This window comes from Bacillus cereus group sp. MYBK30-2 (assembly GCF_051915945.1).
Lineage (GTDB): Bacteria > Bacillota > Bacilli > Bacillales > Bacillaceae_G > Bacillus_A > Bacillus_A paramycoides.
On sequence record NZ_JBQAFR010000011.1, the window covers coordinates 1 to 21,043 of the forward strand.

Consider the following 21,043-nt stretch of genomic DNA (forward strand, 5'->3'; position numbering starts at 1 on the left):
ATGATGGCAGAGAGGTCACACCCGTTCCCATACCGAACACGGAAGTTAAGCTCTCTAGCGCCGATGGTAGTTGGGACCTTGTCCCTGTGAGAGTAGGACGTCGCCAAGCAACTAAAACACGAGTCTTTTGACTCGTGTTTTTTTGTGTTTTCTTTTATAATTCATAGTAATTTAAAAAATCTTTACTTAAAGAATCGCTCTTTTGATTAAAGATTGAGAAATGTGGCTAGGATAGTGAATAAGCAAAAGAGTTGCAAATTTTTTTAATACGTATATAATTAAAGTCAAAGATAGTCAAAGTCAATAAAGGTGGCGGATAAATGAGAAATATATCTGATATCATTGAGAAATATCTAAAGCAAGTTATTGACTTAAGCAATAATAATGTGATTGAAATCAAGAGGAATGAGATCGCGGATCGATTCGATTGTGTGCCATCTCAAATCAACTATGTAATCAATACCCGTTTTACGTTAGAAAGAGGATTCGTAGTAGAAAGTAAACGAGGTGGAGGAGGTTACATTCGCATTATAAAAGTCAAACTGCATGACGATATAGACATTATTGATCAAATGCTTCATATGATTGATCATAGCGTTGCACAAGGGAATGCAGAAAGCATGATTATACGTTTAATAGAAGAGGGTATTATAACAAATCGTGAAGCTAAACTTATGTTAAGCGTACTAGATCGTTCTGTATTATTAATGGATGTTCCTTCTCGAGATGAACTTAGGGCTCGAATATTATGCGCAATGTTAAGAACACTGAAATATAAATAAATATAACTTTTGTTAAGAATGATAACCAAGATAGTGCAGTTTAATATTGTAGAGATTTTGAAAGATAACATGTACTTTTATTAAATGGATTAAGGAAAGAGAACAATCTAGTAATGTATGAAAAGTATCATGAGATAGATCGTTCCTGTTGTAAAGGTGGGGATAGCGATGACTTGTCAAAACTGTAATATAAGACCAGCAACTTTACATTATACAAAAGTAATCAACGAGAAAAAGGCGGAAGTTCATCTTTGTGAGCAGTGTGCAGAACAAAGTGGCTATACGTCTTTCTTTCAATCACCGCAGTCTAATTTTTCGTTTCACGATCTATTAGCTGGATTATTACATGGTGAACCAGCAATGTTTGAAGAAGGACAGAATACATTTTCAAATGCAAGTATATTAAGATGCCCCAATTGTAAGATGACATATGAACAGTTTACAAAAGTGGGACGCTTTGGGTGTGCATCTTGTTATGACACCTTTAAGGAACATTTAAAGCCACTATTAAAACGTCTTCATGGTGGGCATACAGATCATTGTGGAAAAATTCCGGAACGTATAGAAGGAAATATCTACTTAAAGAAAGAATTAGATGAACTAAAACTCAATCTGAAACAATATGTACAGAAAGAGGAATTTGAGAAAGCAGCTGAAGTACGAGATGAAATTCGAGCTCTTGAAAATCAGCTTAGTGAGCATAGAGAGGGGGAATAGTTCTATGTCACTGGACAGAATTATGAATGAAGCGATTAGTCCGTGGATGAAGGGGGATGGCCCTGATTCTGATATTGTTTTAAGTAGTCGAATTCGTTTGGCTCGTAATTTAAAAAAATATCAATTCTCTACTATGCAAAACGAGGAAGAAGCTAAACAGATTCACGAATTATTTAAGAAGAAGTTTGTAAATAAACCGGTAGAACCTTTTGGGAAGTTTGAACTATTAAAAATGAATGAATTAAATCCTCTTCAAAGGAGAGTTTTAGTTGAGAAGCATTTAATTAGTCCAAATCTTGCAGGAGCAGAATACGGAGCATGTCTACTATCAGAAAGTGAACATATAAGTATCATGCTTAATGAAGAAGATCATGTTAGAATTCAGTGCCTATTTTCAGGATTACAGTTATCAGAGGCGCTTCAAAGTGCCAATCAAATAGATAATTGGATCGAGGAAGAGGTTGAATATGCTTTTGATGAGTCGCTTGGATATATTACGAGTTGTCCGACTAACGTCGGTACAGGATTAAGAGCTTCTGTAATGATCCATTTGCCGGGACTGGTTTTAACGAAAAGAATTAACCGTATTATACAAGTAATTCAAAAATTAGGGTTAGTAGTAAGAGGAATATACGGTGAGGGTAGCGAAGCGTTAGGTAATATATTTCAAGTATCAAATCAAATGACGCTAGGGAAATCAGAAGAAGATATTATTACAGATTTAAAGAGTGTCATTCAACAAATCATACAACAAGAAAAAATGGCTAGAGAATTAATTGTACAAAATTCAAGTATTGAACTTGAAGATAAAGTATATCGTTCTTACGGCATACTAGCTAACAGTCGTTTAATTCAATCTGCGGAAGCAGCCACTTGCTTATCAGATGTACGACTTGGTATTGACCTAGGATATATACAAGGTATATCGAGAAATATTTTGACTGAGTTAATGGTTCTTACTCAGCCAGGCATTTTACAACAATATGCAGGAGGACCTTTAGGACCAGAAGAAAGAGATTATCGAAGAGCAACCTTAATCCGTGAGCGATTACGTATTGAACAAAACTAAGCGCAAGTAGGAGGCGATTTCTATGATGTTTGGAAGATTTACAGAACGAGCACAGAAAGTATTAGCTTTATCTCAAGAGGAAGCAATTCGCATTGGGCATAATAATATTGGAACAGAACATATTTTACTTGGGCTTGTACGCGAAGGTGAAGGAATTGCAGCAAAAGCGTTAATTGCTCTTGGATTAAGTCCAGAGAAAGTTCAAAAAGAGGTAGAAGCATTAATTGGACGTGGAACGGAAGCTTCTCAAACAGTACATTACACACCTCGTGCTAAAAAAGTTATTGAGTTGTCTATGGACGAAGCTCGTAAATTGGGCCATTCCTACGTTGGAACAGAACATATTTTACTTGGTTTAATCCGTGAAGGTGAAGGTGTAGCAGCACGTGTTTTAAATAATTTAGGTGTAAGCCTAAATAAAGCAAGACAACAAGTGTTACAACTCCTTGGAAGTAATGAAGCTAGTTCAGGTCATCAAGGTGGTTCATCAACAAATGCGAATACACCTACACTTGACAGTTTAGCACGTGATTTAACAGTTGTTGCACGTGAAAGCAGACTAGATCCTGTTATTGGACGTAGTAAAGAAATTCAGCGCGTAATTGAAGTGTTAAGTCGTAGAACAAAAAACAATCCAGTATTAATTGGAGAGCCTGGTGTAGGTAAAACGGCAATTGCAGAAGGGTTAGCGCAACAAATTGTAAATAATGAAGTTCCTGAAACGTTAAGAGATAAGCGTGTTATGACATTAGATATGGGTACAGTTGTTGCTGGTACAAAATATCGTGGTGAATTTGAGGATCGTTTAAAGAAAGTGATGGATGAGATTCGCCAAGCTGGTAACATTATTCTATTTATTGATGAGCTTCATACGTTAATTGGTGCAGGAGGGGCGGAAGGTGCAATTGATGCATCGAATATTTTAAAACCATCTTTAGCACGTGGTGAATTACAATGTATTGGTGCAACAACTTTAGATGAGTATCGTAAATATATTGAAAAAGATGCGGCATTAGAAAGACGTTTCCAACCAATTCATGTTGATGAACCAAACTTAGAAGAATCAGTTCAAATTTTAAAAGGTTTACGTGACCGTTATGAGGCGCATCACCGCGTATCTATTACAGACGATGCAATCGATGCGGCTGTAAAACTTTCAGATCGTTACATTACAGACCGTTTCTTACCTGATAAAGCAATCGATTTAATTGATGAGGCTGCATCAAAAGTGCGCTTACGTTCTTATACAACACCGCCAAACTTAAAAGAGCTTGAAGTGAAGCTTGAGGAAATTCGAAAAGAAAAAGATGCAGCTGTACAAAGCCAAGAATTTGAAAAAGCTGCTTCCTTACGTGATATGGAACAACGTTTACGTGAAAAGTTAGAAGATACAAAGCGTCAGTGGAAAGAGAAACAAGGAAAAGAAAACTCAGAAGTAACGGTAGAAGATATTGCAAATGTCGTTTCCACATGGACACGTATTCCGGTTTCTAAACTTGCACAAACAGAGACGGATAAATTATTAAACTTAGAATCAATTTTACACGATCGTTTAATTGGGCAGGAAGAAGCAGTCGTAGCTGTGGCAAAAGCTGTTCGTCGTGCGAGAGCGGGATTAAAAGATCCGAAACGCCCAATTGGCTCATTTATTTTCTTAGGGCCGACTGGTGTAGGTAAAACGGAACTAGCAAGGGCATTAGCGGAATCTATGTTCGGTGATGAGGATGCAATGATCCGCATCGATATGTCTGAGTACATGGAAAAGCATTCTACTTCTCGTTTAGTTGGATCTCCTCCAGGATATGTTGGATATGAAGAAGGTGGACAATTAACAGAGAAAGTTCGTCGCAAGCCATATTCAGTTGTCTTATTAGATGAAGTAGAGAAAGCTCATCCTGATGTGTTTAATATTTTATTACAAGTATTAGAAGACGGCCGTTTAACAGATTCTAAAGGACGTACAGTTGATTTCCGTAATACAATTGTTATTATGACGTCTAATGTTGGTGCAGAGGCGTTAAAACGTAATAAACATCTTGGATTTAACGTACAAGATGAGAGCCGTGATTATTCGGATATGAAAGGTAAAGTAATGGATGAATTGAAAAAAGCATTTCGTCCAGAATTCTTAAACCGTATCGATGAAATTATCGTGTTCCATATGCTTGAGAAAAAACATATTCAAGAAATTGTAACACTTCTGGTAAATCAGTTAGTGAATCGCTTAAAAGAACAAGAAATTGAATTGCACTTAACAGAAGGAGCAATTTCAGCAATTGCTGATAAAGGATTTGATCGTGAGTACGGTGCTCGTCCGCTTCGTAGAGCAATTCAGAAACATGTAGAAGATAGACTATCAGAAGAGCTTTTAAAAGGTGCTATTGAGAAAGGACAAAAAGTTATCTTTGATGTAGAAGGAGAATCATTTGTCATTCATGGTGCGGAAAAGGTAAAATAAGTATAGACAAACAAAGAGGGCTACGCGATAGCCCTCTTTCTTGTACGAGAAGGATAAACGTTTATAGATGAAAGTGAAGTGAACTATAAAAAGATATGGCTAAAAAGAAAACAAAATTTACATGTCAAGAATGTGGTTATCAGTCACCAAAATATATGGGGAAATGTCCTGGATGTGGTCAATGGAATACGCTTGTTGAAGAGATGGAACCAGTTGTATCATCAAGGCGCCTTAATTATGCAAATGCAATTCAATCAGAAGTAACAAAACCAAGACGCCTAACAGAAGTAGAAACAAAGTCTGAGGCGCGTATTGAAACGAAATTTCAGGAGTTTAACCGTGTACTTGGTGGAGGCATTGTAGATGGATCTTTAGTACTCATTGGTGGAGACCCTGGGATTGGGAAATCGACATTGCTACTACAGATTTCATCGCAATTAGCAGATTCTTCATATGATGTACTATATATATCGGGTGAGGAGTCGGCAAAGCAGATAAAACTTCGTGCAGATCGTTTGCATGTAAAGGGTAGTAATTTATTCGTTGTATCAGAGACTGACTTACAACGAATTGCAGCACATATTGAAGAGATGAATCCAGCCTTTGTTGTTATTGACTCTATTCAAACGATACATTTACCCGAAGTGACGTCAGCTCCTGGAAGTGTGGCACAAGTACGTGAATGTACAGCAGAACTAATGAAACTTGCAAAGACAAAGGGGATCCCTATTTTTATCGTCGGACATGTGACAAAAGAGGGTGCAATTGCAGGGCCGCGTATGTTAGAACATATGGTTGATGCAGTTCTTTACTTTGAAGGAGATCGCCACCATACATATCGTATTTTGCGGGCTGTTAAGAACCGTTTTGGTTCCACGAATGAAATGGGTATCTTTGAAATGAAGGAACTTGGTCTTGCGGAAGTCTTAAACCCTTCTGAAATTTTCCTTGAGGAAAGGCCGGTTGGAGTCGCAGGATCCACGGTGGTTGCTTCAATGGAAGGAACAAGACCGGTTTTAGTAGAAATACAAGCATTAATCTCCCCTACTAGTTTTGGAAATCCTCGAAGAATGGCGACGGGAATTGATCATAACCGCGTTTCACTTATTATGGCAGTACTAGAAAAAAGAACAGGTTTATTGTTGCAAAATCAAGATGCGTATTTAAAAGTCGCAGGTGGTTTGAAATTAGATGAACCAGCAATTGATTTAGCTGTCGCATTAAGTATCGCTTCAAGTTTCAAGGATAAATCTACTGCACCAACTGATGCGGTAATAGGAGAAGTAGGACTAACTGGAGAAATAAGAAGAGTATCAAGAATTGAACAACGTGTACAAGAAGCAGCGAAATTAGGATTTCAACGTGCTATTATTCCTAGAAAAAATTTAGGGGGATGGACAATTCCGGATGGGATTGAGGTAGTGGGTGTTTCTAATTTAGGAGAAGCGCTTCGTTTGACATTAGGAGGCTAGGCTATGGAGGAAAACAAGCAACGTGTCAAAAGTATGATTAACATTCTACAGCTCGTTGCCCCAGGAACACCACTGCGCGAAGGGATAGATAACGTACTTCGTGCGCAAACAGGGGGACTAATTGTCCTTGGGTATAATGAGCAGATTAAAAGTATTGTTGATGGAGGGTTTCACATTAATTGTGCATTCTCACCTGCTAGTTTATATGAATTAGCAAAAATGGATGGGGCACTTATTTTAAATGAAACTGGGAGTAAAATTTTAATTGCAAATGCACAATTAGTTCCAGAGTCAGCCATTGATTCTATTGAAACGGGTATGCGCCACCGAACGGCAGAGCGTGTAGCCAAGCAGACGGGCAGCCTTGTTGTGGCTATTTCACAAAGACGTAACGTAATTACACTATATCAAGGGAGCTTACGTTATACACTAAAGGATATAGGTGTTATTTTAACGAAGGCAAATCAAGCTATTCAAACGTTAGAAAAATATAAAGCTGTATGGAATGATGGTATTACGAATTTGGGCATTCTAGAATTTGAAGAGGTCGTTACAATGTCCGAGGTCGTTCATGTTTTACATAGTGTTGAAATGGTACTGCGTATTAAAAATGAAATATTGAGCTATATTCATGAGTTAGGAACAGAAGGAAGGTTAATTCGTTTACAGCTTACAGAATTACTAGCCGACTTAGAAGCAGAGGCAGCGTTATTAATTAAAGACTATTATCAAGAAAAAACGCAAGATCACCATCAAATTTTGAAAAAGTTACAAGATCTTGCAAATACACAACTTCTAGAGGATAGCGATTTAGTTAAATTGCTTGGCTATCCAGGACAAACGAGCTTAGAAGCAAGCGTGACACCAAGAGGATACCGAATCACAAGTAAAATTTCTCGTGTTCCACCACTTATCATTGAAAATTTAATTAATCGATTTAAAACGTTACAAGGTGTCTGTCGTGCAACTATTAATGAATTGGACGATGTGGAAGGAATTGGAGAAGTCAGGGCGAAGAAAATACGAGAAGGTTTAAAAAGAATTCAAGAGCATCTCTACATGAGTAGACACAATTAAGAATATTACATTGATTCCATAATATAACGACACTAGAACACTTTTGGTATATGATATGGTATATTGGTAAATAAAACTATTTACAAAAAAACACATCCGCTTTTGCATTCGGCGTTTTGATTAGCGAAACAATGGTTAATAATGAGTAGGAGGTGGTTGGATGTTAAAACGGATCGTACAGCTCTTCTTTTTAGTAATCGGGGGAGCATTAGGGATTTTCTTTATCCCAAAAGTTATTAATGTATTGGACATCGGTGCTGTTCCATGGCTCGAGGGATCGTATGTTCGTGCGATTATTGGTGCAATTATTTTATTTTTAACAACATTTTGGCTTGTAGATTATATTGTCCAACTTATTAAGCATATCGAAGAAGCCCTTGTAAAGGCACCTGTAGCAGATGTTTTATTTGGTACATTAGGATTGATCTCTGGTCTTATTGTTGCATATTTAATTTTAATACCAATTCGTGAATTCACGATTCCAGTCATTAGTACAGTATTACAAGTGTTCTTTACCCTTTTACTTGGTTATTTAGGATTCCAAGTAGGGTTTAAAAAGAGAAATGAATTGTTAGGATTATTTACATTACCCCAACGCGGAGGTAAAAAGAAAAGCAATAGTGAGAACGAAGAGGTAGAGGTAGAAAAATCTACAGCTCATTGGAAAATTCTCGATACGAGTGTAATTATTGATGGACGTATTGCTGATATTTGCCAGACGAAGTTTTTAGAAGGAACAATTGTGATTCCGCAATTCGTATTAGAAGAGCTTCAGCATATTGCTGATTCTTCCGATGCTTTAAAGCGTAATCGTGGTCGCAGAGGATTAGATATTTTAAATCGTATTCAAAAAGAGATGCCAATTCCGGTGGAAATTTATGAAGGCGATTTCGATGATATCCAAGAGGTGGATAGCAAGCTTGTAAAGTTAGCGAAAATCACTGGTGGGACTGTTGTAACAAATGATTTCAACTTAAACAAAGTTTCTGAATTACAAGGAGTAACAGTGTTAAACATTAACGATTTAGCGAATGCAATTAAACCAGTTGTACTCCCTGGTGAAGAACTAAGTGTTTATGTTGTAAAAGATGGTAAAGAACAAAATCAAGGTGTTGCATATTTAGATGATGGCACGATGATTGTAGTAGAAGATGGTAGAGAATATGTCGGCTCGCAACTCAATGTACTTGTTACGAGTGTGTTGCAAACATCGGCTGGCCGTATGATTTTCGCAAAACGTAAACTATTAGAAAAAGCATTATAAGTAGAGGATTATTAATATGTATACATTAATTATTCCGGCAGCGGGTCAAGGAAAACGGATGGGTGCTGGCAAAAATAAGTTATTCTTACTTATAAATGAAGTACCGATTATTGTGCATACATTACGTGCTTTTGAAAAAGATAAAGCATGTGAAAGTATTATTATGGCAATTAACGAAGAGGAACGTCCTTATTTTGAGGAGTTAATGCAGAAGTACCCAGTTGAAAAACAGGTGCAATTTATTCAGGGCGGAGCTGAACGACAAGATAGCGTATATAATGCGCTTCAGCATGTGAGCGGAGTTGAGTATGTTCTCGTACACGATGGTGCGCGCCCGTTCGTAACGAATAAAATGATTCAAGATGTATTAACTTCAGCGGAAAAGTATGGTGCTTCTATTTGTGCCGTGCCAGTGAAGGATACAGTTAAGAAAGTGGAACAGAATGTTGTTGTTGAAACAATAGAACGTTCTCAGCTTAAAGCTGTTCAAACGCCGCAAGGATTCTCTGTCCCTCTTTTATTAGAAGCTCATAGAAGTGCAAAACAGAGTTGTTTCCTTGGTACGGATGATGCAAGCCTCGTAGAACGAATCGGAAAGCAAGTAGGTGTAGTAGAGGGGAGTTACTATAATATTAAAGTGACAACCCCAGAGGATTTATTAATTGCTGAAAGTTTCCTTCATGTTCAGAAGAGATAGCAGTGGTGGTATTATAGTAAAGAAAAGCTCGGCAACGGCCGGGCTTTTCTTTATAAGGATAGCGATATAATATAGAGTCATAAAGCTCAGTAGTTTAGCTTGAGGAGGATGTAAAGAATGTTTCGAATTGGACAAGGTTTTGATGTGCATGAATTTGCGGAAGGTAGACCGTTAATTATCGGTGGAATTACAATTCCTCATGAGAAAGGATTAATTGGTCACTCGGATGCTGACGTATTGTTACATACGATTGCTGACGCATGTTTAGGAGCAATTGCAGCAGGGGATATTGGTAAGCATTTTCCTGATACGGATCCTGCCTTTAAAGATGCAGATTCAGCTGTATTGTTACAAAAAGTTTGGGAATTTGTGCGTGAACATGGTTACGAGCTAGGGAACCTTGATTGTACAATTATTGCACAAAAACCAAAAATGGCACCGCATATTGAAAGCATGCGTAAACGTATTAGTGAACTATTAGAAACGTCTATTGATAATATTAATGTAAAGGCAACAACAACAGAAAAATTAGGATTTACAGGTAGAGAAGAAGGAATTGCTTCTCAAGCGGTTGTTTTATTACAGAAAAAATAATGGTTTTTAATTCGTAAGATGGATAATCACGTTTTTTTGGTGTACAATTATAGAATGTGTTGACATTAAGATTGGAAGGTGTACCAATTATGGAAAAGCAAGTGAGAGTGCGCTATGCGCCAAGTCCAACAGGACACTTACATATCGGAAATGCGCGTACGGCATTATTTAATTATTTATTTGCTCGTCATCAAGATGGTAAGTTTATTATTCGTATTGAAGATACTGATGTAAAACGTAATGTTGCTGGTGGAGAAGAAAGCCAATTAAAATACTTGAAATGGCTCGGTATGGACTGGGATGAAGGTGTTGATGTTGGTGGTGAATTTGGACCATATCGTCAAACAGAGCGTTTAGATATTTATAAAAAACTATATGAAGATTTATTAGAGCGTGGTTTAGCTTACAAATGTTATATGACAGAAGAAGAGCTAGAAGCAGAGCGTGAAGGTCAAATCGCTCGTGGTGAAACACCGCGTTATGCAGGAAATCACCGTGATTTAACTGAGGAGCAAATGAAAGGTTTTGAGGCTGAAGGCCGCATTCCAAGTATTCGCTTCCGTGTACCGGCTGATCGCGACTACACGTTTAAAGATATCGTAAAAGACGAAGTTGCATTCCATTCAAATGATTTTGGCGATTTCGTTATCGTGAAAAAAGATGGAATTCCAACTTATAACTTTGCGGTAGCAGTAGATGATCATTTAATGGAGATTACACACGTGCTTCGTGGTGATGATCATATTTCAAACACGCCAAAACAAATGATGATTTACGAAGCTTTCGGTTGGGATATCCCACAATTCGGTCATATGACTTTAATTGTAAATGAAAGCCGTAAAAAGTTAAGTAAGCGTGATGAATCTATTATTCAATTTATTGAGCAATATAAAGAGCTTGGATATCTTCCAGAAGCAATCTTTAACTTTATTGCACTACTAGGTTGGTCACCAGTAGGAGAAGAAGAAATCTTCTCTCAAGATGAGTTTATCAAAATGTTTGATGCAGCTCGTTTATCAAAATCACCTGCATTATTTGATTCTCAAAAACTAAAATGGATGAACAACCAATATATGAAAAAACAAGATTTAGATACGGTTGTTGAACTAAGCTTACCACATTTAGTGAAAGCGGGCCGCGTAGGTGAAAACTTAAGCGAACAAGAACAAGCTTGGGTTCGTGATGTAATTGCTTTATATCATGACCAAATGAGCTTTGGAGCTGAAATTGTAGAGCTTTCTGAAATGTTCTTTAAAGATCATGTTGATCATGAAGAAGAGGGACAAGAAGTATTGAAAGGTGAACAAGTACCTGAAGTACTTCGTACATTTGCCGATCAATTAGAAGCTCTAGAAGCAATGGAGCCAGCAGCAGTTAAGGCAGCTATTAAAGCAGTTCAAAAAGAAACAGGACATAAAGGTAAAAATCTATTTATGCCAATCCGTGTTGCTACTACTGGACAAACACACGGTCCAGAGCTTCCTAACGCTATTGCTCTTCTTGGAAAAGAAAAAGTTTTAAATCGTATTCAAAAAGTAATTGGTTAACATTTTCTAGGTTTAGAAATATAATAAGTATACCTAAAACCTAATAAGGAAAAGCGACGAGAAGGAGAAGTAGAAAATCAGGCTTTTTACAGAGAGAACCACCTTTAGGCTGGAAGTGGTTTATAAGCGGGTTTTTGAAATGCCCCTTCGAGTCTTCTGTTGAACAGCGAAGTATTTCGTGAAACGTCTTAGGGCGCAAAGTAAACAGAAGCGGTGTAAACCGTTATCATGGATGAGTTTGAGGCTTTCTTTAGCCTAAACAGAGTGGAACCGCGCTTATAAGGCGTCTCTGTCAATATGACAGAGGCGTCTTTTTTTATACCATGTAAATGGGTAGGAGTATAAGTTTTATTTTCTTGTATAAAGATTTAGGGGGATAAGTGGGGAGTTAAGGGAGTTAGTTCACTCGAAAAAAGCAGCCCATAAAGGGGAGGGAACATCGATGTTTAAGAGGCTTCGGGAAGATATTGAAGTCGTTTTTGAACAGGATCCAGCGGCAAGAAGTTATTTCGAAGTCATTTTAACTTACTCTGGATTACATGCAGTTTGGGCCCATCGAATTGCACATGCTTTTTATAAAAGGAATTTTTTCTTTATGGCACGTTGGATCTCACAAGTTAGTCGTTTTTTTACTGGCATTGAGATTCATCCAGGAGCAACTATTGGTCGGCGTTTTTTCATCGATCATGGAATGGGAGTTGTAATTGGAGAAACGTGTGAAATTGGTGATAATGTAACAATTTATCAAGGAGTTACATTAGGTGGTACAGGAAAAGAAAAAGGAAAGAGGCATCCTACAATTCAGGATAATGTATTAATTGCAACGGGTGCTAAAGTCCTTGGTTCTATTACTGTGGGAGAGAATTCTAAAATCGGAGCAGGATCGGTCGTATTAAAAGAAGTTCCTGCACATTCTACAGTTGTAGGTATACCAGGCCGAGTCGTAATTCAAAATGGAGTAAAGATTGGTCAAGAGTTAAATCATTCCGATCTTCCGGATCCGATTTTTGATAAATTAAAGGCTATGGAAGTGGAGCTTGATAAACTAAAGAAACAACTGGAAGTAAAGGTAGAAAGGAAGGATAAAAATGACTATTCACATTTATAATACGTTAACACGTCAAAAAGAAGAGTTTATTCCATTAGAAGAAAATAAGGTAAAGATGTATGTGTGCGGACCTACAGTTTATAACTATATTCATATTGGGAATGCGAGACCTCCAATGGTATTCGATACAGTGCGCCGTTATTTAGAATACAAAGGATACGACGTGCAATATGTATCTAACTTTACTGACGTAGATGATAAATTAATTAAAGCGGCAAATGAATTAGGTGAAGATGTACCGACGATTGCTGACCGTTTCGTTGAAGCGTACTTTGAAGATGTAACGGCGCTAGGTTGCAAACATGCAACGGTTCATCCGCGTGTAACGGAAAATATGGATATCATTATTGAATTTATTCAAGAACTTGTGAATAAGGGATATGCATATGAATCAGAAGGTGATGTGTACTTTAGAACGAAAGAATTCGAAGGTTACGGTAAATTATCGCACCAACCAATCGCAGATTTACGTCACGGTGCACGTATTGAAGTAGGAGAAAAGAAACAAGACCCTCTTGACTTTGCTTTATGGAAAGCTGCGAAAGAAGGGGAAATCTTCTGGGAAAGCCCTTGGGGGAAAGGACGCCCGGGATGGCATATTGAATGCTCGGCAATGGCGCGTAAATATTTAGGGGATACAATTGATATTCATGCTGGTGGTCAAGATTTAGCATTTCCTCATCATGAAAATGAAATTGCGCAGTCCGAGGCGCTGACTGGAAAAACATTTGCACGATATTGGATGCATAATGGATATATTAATATTAATAATGAGAAGATGTCTAAGTCGCTTGGAAACTTCATTTTAGTTCACGATATCATTAAGCAATATGATCCACAGTTAATTAGATTCTTTATGTTATCGGTACATTACCGTCACCCAATTAACTTTAGTGAAGAGTTATTACAAAGTACGAATAATGGGCTAGAAAGAATTAAAACAGCTTACGGTAACTTAAAGCATCGTATGGAAAGTAGTACGGATTTAACAGATCATAATGAGAAATGGTTAGCTGAAATGGAAAAATTCCAGGTTGCATTTGAAGAAGCGATGGATGATGATTTCAATACGGCTAATGCAATTACTGAATTATATAATGTAGCAAATCATGCAAATCAATATTTGTTAGAAGAACATACTTCTAAAGTTGTAATTGAAGTATACGTAAAACAACTTGAAACATTATTTGATATTTTAGGATTAGAATTAGCACAAGAAGAGTTGCTTGATGAAGAAATTGAAGCACTTATCCAAAAGCGTATTGAAGCTCGTAAAAATCGCGATTTCGCATTATCCGATCAAATTCGCGATGATTTAAAAGAACGTAATATTATTTTAGAAGATACCGCTCAAGGTACAAGATGGAAAAGAGGATAAGAATGATTGATGCAAAGCAATTAAACAGCTTGGCGTTAGCATATATGGGTGATGCGGTATATGAACAATATATCCGCTATCACCTCCTTCAAAAAGGAAAAGTTCGCCCTAATCAATTACATCGCTTAGGGACGAGCTTTGTTTCGGCAAAAGCACAGGCAAAAGTTGTTTATCATTTATTAGAGACGGCATTTTTGACAGAGGAAGAAGAGGCGGTATTAAGAAGAGGGCGTAATGCAAATTCAGGTACCGTTCCAAAAAATACGGATGTACAAACATATCGACATAGTACAGCCTTTGAAGCGCTAATCGGTTATCATCATTTATTAAATAATCGTGAAAGATTAGACGAGATTGTATATAAGGCAATTGCTGTTTTAGAAGAAAAGGAAGGGGGCACATCATCATGAGTAGTGAATATATTATCGGACGTAACCCTGTAATTGAAGCGTTACGATCAGGGAGAGATATTAATAAAATTTGGATCGCAGAAGGTGCTGCCAAAGGGCAAGTACAGATTGTACTAGCATTAGCGAAAGAGAATAAGATTATTTTACAACATGCACCAAAGAAGAAGTTAGATCAATTAGTTGAGGGTAATCATCAAGGTGTAATTGCTCAAGTAGCTGCATATCAATATGCTGAGTTAGAAGATTTATTCAAAGTAGCAGAAAAACGTAATGAAGATCCGTTCTTCTTAATTTTAGATGAAATTGAAGATCCACATAACCTAGGTTCTATTATGCGTACTGCTGATGCAACAGGAGCTCATGGAATTATTATTCCGAAAAGAAGAGCGGTGGGGCTTACAGCATCAGTTGCGAAAGCATCGACTGGAGCAATTGAATATATTCCTGTTGCGCGCGTAACAAACTTATCTCGTACAATTGATGAATTAAAAGAACGTGGACTTTGGATTGCTGGTACAGATGCCAAAGGAAAAACGGATTACCGTCATTTAGATGGTAAAATGCCAATTGGATTAGTAATCGGTAGTGAAGGAAAAGGTATGAGTCGTATTATTGGTGAAAAGTGTGATTTCCTAATTACTTTACCGATGGTTGGTAAAGTTACATCCTTAAATGCTTCAGTAGCCGCAAGTTTGTTAATGTATGAGGTATATCGTAAACGTCACGAAATTGGTAAATAAAAAATGAACGATATTTTAATCGTTGACGGTTACAACATTATCGGAGCTTGGGGAGACTTGAAGAAACTGCGGGATGTGGATTTACAATCATCAAGAGACGCGCTTATTGATAAGATGGCGGATTATCAAGGTTATACAGGCACAAAAGTAATGATTGTCTTTGATGCCTATACAGTCCATGGTATTGAAAAGAAGATGAAACAATCGCGGGTGGAAGTAATATTCACGAGGAAGAATCAAACTGCAGATGAAAAGATAGAGCAACTTGCGATTGAGCTTAGAAATATAAATACACAAATATACGTTGCAACTTCAGATTATACGGAGCAATGGGTTATATTTGGGCAAGGTGCACTTCGGAAATCTGCACGTGAATTAGAGTTAGAAGTGCAAGCGATGGAACAACAAGTAAGAAGACGTACGAAAGATACGAAAGAAAAGCAACCTGCCATGCGAAAGATATTTAGTAAAGATATTACAGAAAAATTAGAAAAATTAAGAAGAGGAGAGCGTTGAAGCATTGACGCTCTTTATCTTTTTACTGTATAATATTGCTAAATATATAGCGGTCGGAGGGATCAAGGTGGAAGCAGGCTTCGTAAGTGTAGGCGACGTTACATTTCGTGATTTAGAGGATGAGGCAATCGTTGAGTTAGTTCGAAAAGGTAATACTGACGCTCTAGAATATTTAATTCACAAATATAAGAACTTTGTTCGTGCGAAATCAAGATCTTATTTCTTAGTGGGTGCCGATCGAGAAGATATTGTTCAAGAAGGTATGATTGGATTGTTTAAAGCGATTCGTGATTATAAGGAGGACAAGCTGTCTTCGTTCAAAGCATTTGCTGAACTGTGTATCACTCGACAAATTATTACCGCTATTAAAACAGCGACAAGGCAAAAACATATTCCATTAAATTCGTATGTGTCATTAGATAAACCGATTTACGATGAGGAATCTGATCGAACACTATTAGATGTTATTTCAGAAGCAAAAGTGACTGATCCTGAAGAAATGATTATAAGTCAGGAAGAATATACAGACATAGAATCTAAAATATCTGAATTATTAAGCGATTTAGAAAGAAAAGTACTCTCTTTATACTTAGATGGCCGTTCCTATCAAGAAATTTCAGAACAGTTAAACAGACATGTGAAATCTATTGATAACGCATTACAGCGTGTGAAAAGGAAATTGGAAAGATATATGGAGATGAGAGAGAGTACAACTTTAAATTCGTAGTAAATACCGCAGGTGTAAAATAATTCACCTGTTTTCTTTTTGTAGAGAGAGTGGAAGTCATGACATTGACATTATCTTTTGTTGTATGATACATTTTTAGGGACATAATGTTACAAGGTTGGTGTAACTAATGAGGAAAAAAGTTGTACTCTCATGTGAAGAGTGTAAAAATCGAAACTACTCTACGATGAAAGATACGAGCTCAGTAGAGCGACTTGAGATAAAGAAGTTTTGTAAAACATGCAATAAGCATACAGTTCACAAGGAAACAAAATAAATAATTGAAATAATACACTGGAGGTCCCGCAGATGCGTTTAACGAACTTTTTCGGCGATGTAGGTCGCGAAATGAAAAAAGTAAGTTGGCCTAAAAAAGATGAATTACTCCGCTCAACCGCGACTGTTATCGCTACAGTTGTCTTCTTTGCGATTTTCTTCGCGGTAGTTGATATGGGCATTTCTTCTTTAATTCGGTTAATTCTTGGTTAATTCTTGAATAAGAAGCACTTATCCATGATATAATGTTATTTATAAGAACTGTGTAAAAGCCCGGTGAACGGGTTTTTTCATTTGCGCAAAAAAATGTACGTCAGGGAGGGAAGGACGCTCGTCCTAAATGAATGGAAAAAAGTTGGTATGTTGTCCATACTTATTCTGGATATGAAAATAAAGTAAAAGCAAACCTAGAGAAACGTGTAGAATCAATGGGTATGCAAGATAAAATTTTCCGTGTTGTTGTCCCGGAAGAAGTAGAAGTAGAAATGAAAAACGGTAAAGAAAAATTAATGAAAAGAAAAGTGTTCCCAGGTTACGTATTAGTAGAACTAATCATGACTGATGACTCTTGGTATGTTGTTCGTAATACACCGGGTGTAACAGGTTTTGTCGGTTCTTCTGGTTCTGGATCTAAACCATCTCCTCTATTAGAAGAGGAAGTTGTTACCATCATGAAGCATATGGGAATGGACAACGAAGTGGTTGATTTCGATTTTGAACTTCATGAGACAGTACGTGTAAATGAAGGACCATTCGCAGATTATACAGGTGCTATTGAAGAAATTGATGTGGAGAAGAAGAAAGTTAGTGTGCTTGTAGACATGTTTGGTCGCGAGACTCCAGTTGAACTTGACTTCCATCAAATTGAAAAATTATAAAATGAAACTTGAAATGAATTGTAAAAAGTGATAATATCTTTTAAGTCAGTACGTCTTCGTTATCGGAGACGTTTTTTGAAAGATTTTATCGTTACAGATAAAATATGACGTGGGAGGGCAAATCACTGTCCAATTGACCACATCACGGACTTAAGGAGGTGTGTCTCGTGGCTAAAAAGGTAATTAAAATGGTAAAACTTCAAATTCCTGCAGGTAAAGCTAACCCAGCTCCACCAGTTGGTCCAGCATTAGGACAAGCAGGTGTTAACATCATGGGCTTCTGTAAAGAGTTCAACGCTCGTACAGCAGATCAAGCTGGTCTTATCATCCCTGTTGAAATTACGGTATTTGAGGACCGTTCATTCACTTTCATTACTAAAACTCCTCCTGCTGCTGTTCTTCTTAAGAAAGTAGCTGGTATCGAGTCTGGTTCTGGTGAACCAAACCGTAATAAAGTGGCAACTGTTAAGCGTGATAAAGTACGCGAAATCGCTGAAACTAAAATGCCTGACCTAAACGCTGCTAGCGTAGAAGCTGCAATGCGTATGGTTGAAGGTACTGCACGCAGTATGGGCATCGTTATCGAAGACTAATTCGATTTGTTTTTAAAAAAAGGTTGCGGGTCTGGAATTCCAATTCGCAACCTTTATTATCGTAAATGATTATCGTTTTTTAAATAAAAGGATGGCGCGCATCCTCAGGTTATCCCTGGAAAAAAGGCGTAAACGTGGGAGGTTATTCCGCTAAAACCACATTCGAGGAGGAAATAAAAATGGCTAAAAGAGGTAAAAAGTACGTAGAAGCTGCGAAGCTTGTTGATCGTGCAGCTGCTTACTCTGCAACAGAAGCAGTAGAATTAGTAAAGAAAACAAACACAGCTAAATTTGATGCAACTGTAGAAGCTGCATTCCGTTTAGGTGTTGACCCTAAGAAAGCTGACCAACAAATTCGTGGTGCAGTTGTTCTTCCACACGGTACTGGTAAAGTACAACGTGTATTAGTATTCGCTAAAGGCGAAAAAGCAAAAGAAGCTGAAGCTGCTGGCGCTGAATTCGTAGGCGATGCTGATTACATCGGTAAAATCCAACAAGGTTGGTTCGACTTCGATGTAGTAGTAGCAACTCCTGACATGATGGGTGAAGTTGGTAAACTTGGTCGCGTATTAGGACCTAAAGGTTTAATGCCAAACCCTAAAACTGGAACTGTTACTTTCGATGTAACTAAAGCTGTTAACGAAATCAAAGCTGGTAAAGTTGAATACCGCGTTGATAAAGCTGGTAACATCCACGTTCCAATCGGTAAAGTATCTTTCGAAGATGCTAAATTAGTAGAAAACTTCAAAACAATTGCTGACACGCTACAAAAAGCTAAACCAGCTGCTGCAAAAGGTACTTACATGAAGAACGCAACTGTTGCTTCTACAATGGGACCTGGCGTACGCGTAGATGTTTCTACACTTGCGTAAAAATTGGAAGTTGACTTCATAAAGAAGTTTTAATATAATCATTTATGTTGTGAATTTAAATAGTGTACCGTAGACAGTAGGTGTCGATTCGACTTAATTTCCTACCTAGGTGTTAATATACGAAGCGGAATCTTTTTTCTGTGACTATATGCCTCCATGTCTACAAGTTGGGCATGGAGGTTTTTAGTGCACTTTCGGTACATCTTCTATATAATCTACAGGAGGTGTAATAACATGAGCAAAGTAATCGAAACTAAACAACAAGTTGTAACTGAAATCGCTGAAAAACTTCGCGCGAGTAAATCTACAATCGTTGTTGACTACCGTGGTTTAACAGTTTCTGAAGCAACAGAATTACGTAAAAACTTACGTGAAGCTGGCGTTGAGTTCAAAGTTTACAAAAACTCTTTAACTCGTCGTGCTGCAGAGTCTGCTGAAATGGCTGAGTTAAACGAATTCTTAACAGGACCAAACGCAATCGCGTTCAGTAACGAGGATGTAGTTGCTCCTGCGAAAGTATTAAACGACTTCGCTACAAAACATGAAGCTTTAGAAATTAAAGCTGGTGTAATCGAAGGTAAACTTGTAACACTTGATGAGGTTAAAGCTATTGCTACTCTTCCATCACGTGAAGGCTTACTTTCTATGCTTCTTAGCGTTCTTCAAGCTCCAATCCGTAACCTTGCACTTGCTACTAAAGCAGTTGCAGATCAAAAGGAAGAGCAAGGCGCTTAATTTTTTAAAAGATAATTACTTGTTATCTATAAAACAATACAAACCTATTTAAGGGAGGATATTTACAATGACTAAAGAACAAATCATTGAAGCAGTTAAATCTATGACTGTATTAGAACTTAACGACTTAGTAAAAGCTATCGAGGAAGAATTCGGCGTAACTGCTGCTGCTCCTGTAGCTGTAGCTGGTGGCGCTGGTGAAGCTGCTGCTGAGAAAACTGAGTTTGACGTAGTACTTGCAAGTGCTGGCGCTCAAAAAATCAAAGTTATCAAAGCTGTACGTGAAATCACTGGTCTTGGCTTAAAAGAAGCTAAAGAATTAGTTGACAACACTCCAAAAGCAATCAAAGAAGGCGTTTCTAAAGAGGAAGCTGAAGAAATGAAAGCTAAACTTGAAGAAGTTGGCGCTGCTGTAGAAGTTAAGTAATTAACTTTTGATGCTTTAAAAAAAGCTCGCTCTCATGCGAGCTTTTTTTTTAACTGTAAAGAAAAGAGGTGGCCATATGGCAGACCATTATTTTTCTAACGACCCTTCAAGTAAAAGTGATCGTAAACGATGGGAATTTACACTTCGTGAATCTCGATTTACTTTTTTATCTGACCATGGGGTGTTCTCGAAAAACGAGGTGGACTTTGGTTCCCGTCTTTTAATTGAAGCGTTTCAAATGCCGGATGTTAAAGGTGATATATTAGACGTAGGTTGTGGGTACGGTCCTATTGGTCTGTCGTTAGCGAAAGAGTTTCAAAATCTTGACGTTCACATGGTGGATGTGAATGAAAGGGCGCTTGGACTTGCAAAAGAAAACGCCGCTAATAACAGAATCGAGAATATACGTATTTTTCAAAGTAGTGTCTATGAAAATGTAGATGGCAAGTATGCTGCTATTCTATCTAATCCTCCAATTCGTGCTGGGAAAGATATTGTGCACGAGATTTTAGAAAACGCTGTGGAGTATTTAGTTCCAGGTGGAGAATTGTGGATTGTTATTCAAAAGAAACAAGGTGCACCATCTGCACTGAAAAAACTAGAAGAAGTATTTTCTGAAGTTGAAGTTGTAGAAAAGAAAAAAGGATATTATATCATAAAATCAAAAAAACGTTGACGGTTATTTTTGGCTATGTTAACATTATAC

At 37.5% G+C, this 21,043-nt stretch carries 24 protein-coding genes, 1 rRNA gene and 2 other annotated features; all 25 genes read left to right on the forward strand.

Features of this window, described 5'->3' with window-relative positions:
* Positions 1 to 109: ribosomal RNA gene (rrf, locus tag ACTFQM_RS25710) — 5S ribosomal RNA — on the forward strand; the annotation flags it as partial.
* Between the two features lie 211 nt (positions 110 to 320).
* Entirely contained in the window at positions 321 to 782 is a 462-nt protein-coding gene (ctsR, locus tag ACTFQM_RS25715; protein WP_002115277.1) for a transcriptional regulator CtsR, read from the forward strand.
* A 168-nt stretch (positions 783 to 950) separates the two neighbouring features.
* Positions 951 to 1,499, forward strand: a complete 549-nt coding sequence (locus ACTFQM_RS25720; RefSeq protein ID WP_440036825.1) for a UvrB/UvrC motif-containing protein — start codon at positions 951 to 953, stop codon at positions 1,497 to 1,499.
* Positions 1,500 to 1,503: 4 nt separating this feature from the next.
* The gene (locus ACTFQM_RS25725; RefSeq protein ID WP_440036826.1) at positions 1,504 to 2,568 is read left to right on the forward strand and encodes a protein arginine kinase; all 1,065 of its coding nucleotides are present in this window, start codon (positions 1,504 to 1,506) and stop codon (positions 2,566 to 2,568) included.
* A gap of 22 nt (positions 2,569 to 2,590) precedes the next feature.
* Complete coding sequence (gene clpC / locus ACTFQM_RS25730; RefSeq protein ID WP_440036828.1) at positions 2,591 to 5,026, forward strand: ATP-dependent protease ATP-binding subunit ClpC; 2,436 nt, start codon at positions 2,591 to 2,593, stop codon at positions 5,024 to 5,026.
* Positions 5,027 to 5,121: 95 nt separating this feature from the next.
* A complete protein-coding gene (gene radA, locus ACTFQM_RS25735) occupies positions 5,122 to 6,498 on the forward strand; it encodes a DNA repair protein RadA (RefSeq protein ID WP_071717892.1) in 1,377 nt (458 codons plus the stop codon).
* A gap of 3 nt (positions 6,499 to 6,501) precedes the next feature.
* The gene (gene disA / locus ACTFQM_RS25740) at positions 6,502 to 7,575 is read left to right on the forward strand and encodes a DNA integrity scanning diadenylate cyclase DisA (RefSeq protein ID WP_025149635.1); all 1,074 of its coding nucleotides are present in this window, start codon (positions 6,502 to 6,504) and stop codon (positions 7,573 to 7,575) included.
* A 160-nt stretch (positions 7,576 to 7,735) separates the two neighbouring features.
* Positions 7,736 to 8,839 carry a PIN/TRAM domain-containing protein gene (locus tag ACTFQM_RS25745; protein WP_440036830.1) on the forward strand — a complete coding sequence of 368 codons (1,104 nt, stop codon included), beginning with the start codon at positions 7,736 to 7,738 and terminating at the stop codon, positions 8,837 to 8,839.
* Positions 8,840 to 8,855: 16 nt separating this feature from the next.
* Positions 8,856 to 9,536 (forward strand): 2-C-methyl-D-erythritol 4-phosphate cytidylyltransferase, encoded by a 681-nt coding sequence (gene ispD / locus ACTFQM_RS25750; RefSeq protein WP_440036832.1) that lies wholly within the window; start codon positions 8,856 to 8,858, stop codon positions 9,534 to 9,536.
* Between the two features lie 117 nt (positions 9,537 to 9,653).
* Positions 9,654 to 10,130 (forward strand): 2-C-methyl-D-erythritol 2,4-cyclodiphosphate synthase, encoded by a 477-nt coding sequence (ispF, locus tag ACTFQM_RS25755; RefSeq protein ID WP_061678377.1) that lies wholly within the window; start codon positions 9,654 to 9,656, stop codon positions 10,128 to 10,130.
* Positions 10,131 to 10,219: 89 nt separating this feature from the next.
* Positions 10,220 to 11,677 carry a glutamate--tRNA ligase gene (gltX, locus tag ACTFQM_RS25760; protein ID WP_242274112.1) on the forward strand — a complete coding sequence of 486 codons (1,458 nt, stop codon included), beginning with the start codon at positions 10,220 to 10,222 and terminating at the stop codon, positions 11,675 to 11,677.
* A gap of 47 nt (positions 11,678 to 11,724) precedes the next feature.
* Positions 11,725 to 11,971 (forward strand) — a binding site (T-box leader).
* A 148-nt stretch (positions 11,972 to 12,119) separates the two neighbouring features.
* Positions 12,120 to 12,785, forward strand: a complete 666-nt coding sequence (gene cysE / locus ACTFQM_RS25765; RefSeq protein ID WP_440036833.1) for a serine O-acetyltransferase — start codon at positions 12,120 to 12,122, stop codon at positions 12,783 to 12,785.
* A complete protein-coding gene (cysS, locus tag ACTFQM_RS25770; protein WP_440036834.1) occupies positions 12,766 to 14,163 on the forward strand; it encodes a cysteine--tRNA ligase in 1,398 nt (465 codons plus the stop codon). The genes cysE and cysS overlap by 20 nt, the downstream gene beginning before the upstream one ends.
* Positions 14,164 to 14,165: 2 nt before the next feature.
* Entirely contained in the window at positions 14,166 to 14,573 is a 408-nt protein-coding gene (locus ACTFQM_RS25775; RefSeq protein WP_000564261.1) for a Mini-ribonuclease 3, read from the forward strand.
* Positions 14,570 to 15,313 carry a 23S rRNA (guanosine(2251)-2'-O)-methyltransferase RlmB gene (gene rlmB / locus ACTFQM_RS25780; RefSeq protein ID WP_048374303.1) on the forward strand — a complete coding sequence of 248 codons (744 nt, stop codon included), beginning with the start codon at positions 14,570 to 14,572 and terminating at the stop codon, positions 15,311 to 15,313. The genes ACTFQM_RS25775 and rlmB overlap by 4 nt, the downstream gene beginning before the upstream one ends.
* Before the next feature lie 3 nt (positions 15,314 to 15,316).
* Positions 15,317 to 15,829 (forward strand): NYN domain-containing protein, encoded by a 513-nt coding sequence (locus tag ACTFQM_RS25785; protein ID WP_440036835.1) that lies wholly within the window; start codon positions 15,317 to 15,319, stop codon positions 15,827 to 15,829.
* A 67-nt stretch (positions 15,830 to 15,896) separates the two neighbouring features.
* Positions 15,897 to 16,556: an RNA polymerase sporulation sigma factor SigH gene (locus ACTFQM_RS25790; RefSeq protein ID WP_000387198.1), complete on the forward strand. Its 660-nt coding sequence runs from the start codon at positions 15,897 to 15,899 to the stop codon at positions 16,554 to 16,556.
* Positions 16,557 to 16,686: 130 nt separating this feature from the next.
* Positions 16,687 to 16,833, forward strand: a complete 147-nt coding sequence (rpmG, locus tag ACTFQM_RS25795) for a 50S ribosomal protein L33 (RefSeq protein WP_012260172.1) — start codon at positions 16,687 to 16,689, stop codon at positions 16,831 to 16,833.
* A gap of 32 nt (positions 16,834 to 16,865) precedes the next feature.
* Positions 16,866 to 17,045, forward strand: coding sequence for a preprotein translocase subunit SecE (gene secE / locus ACTFQM_RS25800; protein ID WP_001241321.1), 180 nt, complete (start codon positions 16,866 to 16,868; stop codon positions 17,043 to 17,045).
* Between the two features lie 131 nt (positions 17,046 to 17,176).
* Positions 17,177 to 17,710, forward strand: coding sequence for a transcription termination/antitermination protein NusG (gene nusG / locus ACTFQM_RS25805; RefSeq protein ID WP_000415794.1), 534 nt, complete (start codon positions 17,177 to 17,179; stop codon positions 17,708 to 17,710).
* Between the two features lie 167 nt (positions 17,711 to 17,877).
* The gene (gene rplK / locus ACTFQM_RS25810; RefSeq protein WP_001085872.1) at positions 17,878 to 18,303 is read left to right on the forward strand and encodes a 50S ribosomal protein L11; all 426 of its coding nucleotides are present in this window, start codon (positions 17,878 to 17,880) and stop codon (positions 18,301 to 18,303) included.
* 179 nt (positions 18,304 to 18,482) lie between these two features.
* A complete protein-coding gene (rplA, locus tag ACTFQM_RS25815) occupies positions 18,483 to 19,175 on the forward strand; it encodes a 50S ribosomal protein L1 (protein ID WP_002074134.1) in 693 nt (230 codons plus the stop codon).
* 49 nt (positions 19,176 to 19,224) lie between these two features.
* Positions 19,225 to 19,370: a sequence feature (ribosomal protein L10 leader region), on the forward strand.
* Between the two features lie 39 nt (positions 19,371 to 19,409).
* A complete protein-coding gene (gene rplJ, locus ACTFQM_RS25820) occupies positions 19,410 to 19,910 on the forward strand; it encodes a 50S ribosomal protein L10 (RefSeq protein WP_048374302.1) in 501 nt (166 codons plus the stop codon).
* Between the two features lie 67 nt (positions 19,911 to 19,977).
* Positions 19,978 to 20,337, forward strand: coding sequence for a 50S ribosomal protein L7/L12 (rplL, locus tag ACTFQM_RS25825; protein WP_000159737.1), 360 nt, complete (start codon positions 19,978 to 19,980; stop codon positions 20,335 to 20,337).
* A gap of 76 nt (positions 20,338 to 20,413) precedes the next feature.
* On the forward strand, positions 20,414 to 21,013 hold the full coding sequence (locus ACTFQM_RS25830) for a class I SAM-dependent methyltransferase (protein WP_440036836.1): 600 nt from the start codon (positions 20,414 to 20,416) through the stop codon (positions 21,011 to 21,013).
* Positions 21,014 to 21,043: the final 30 nt, after the last annotated feature.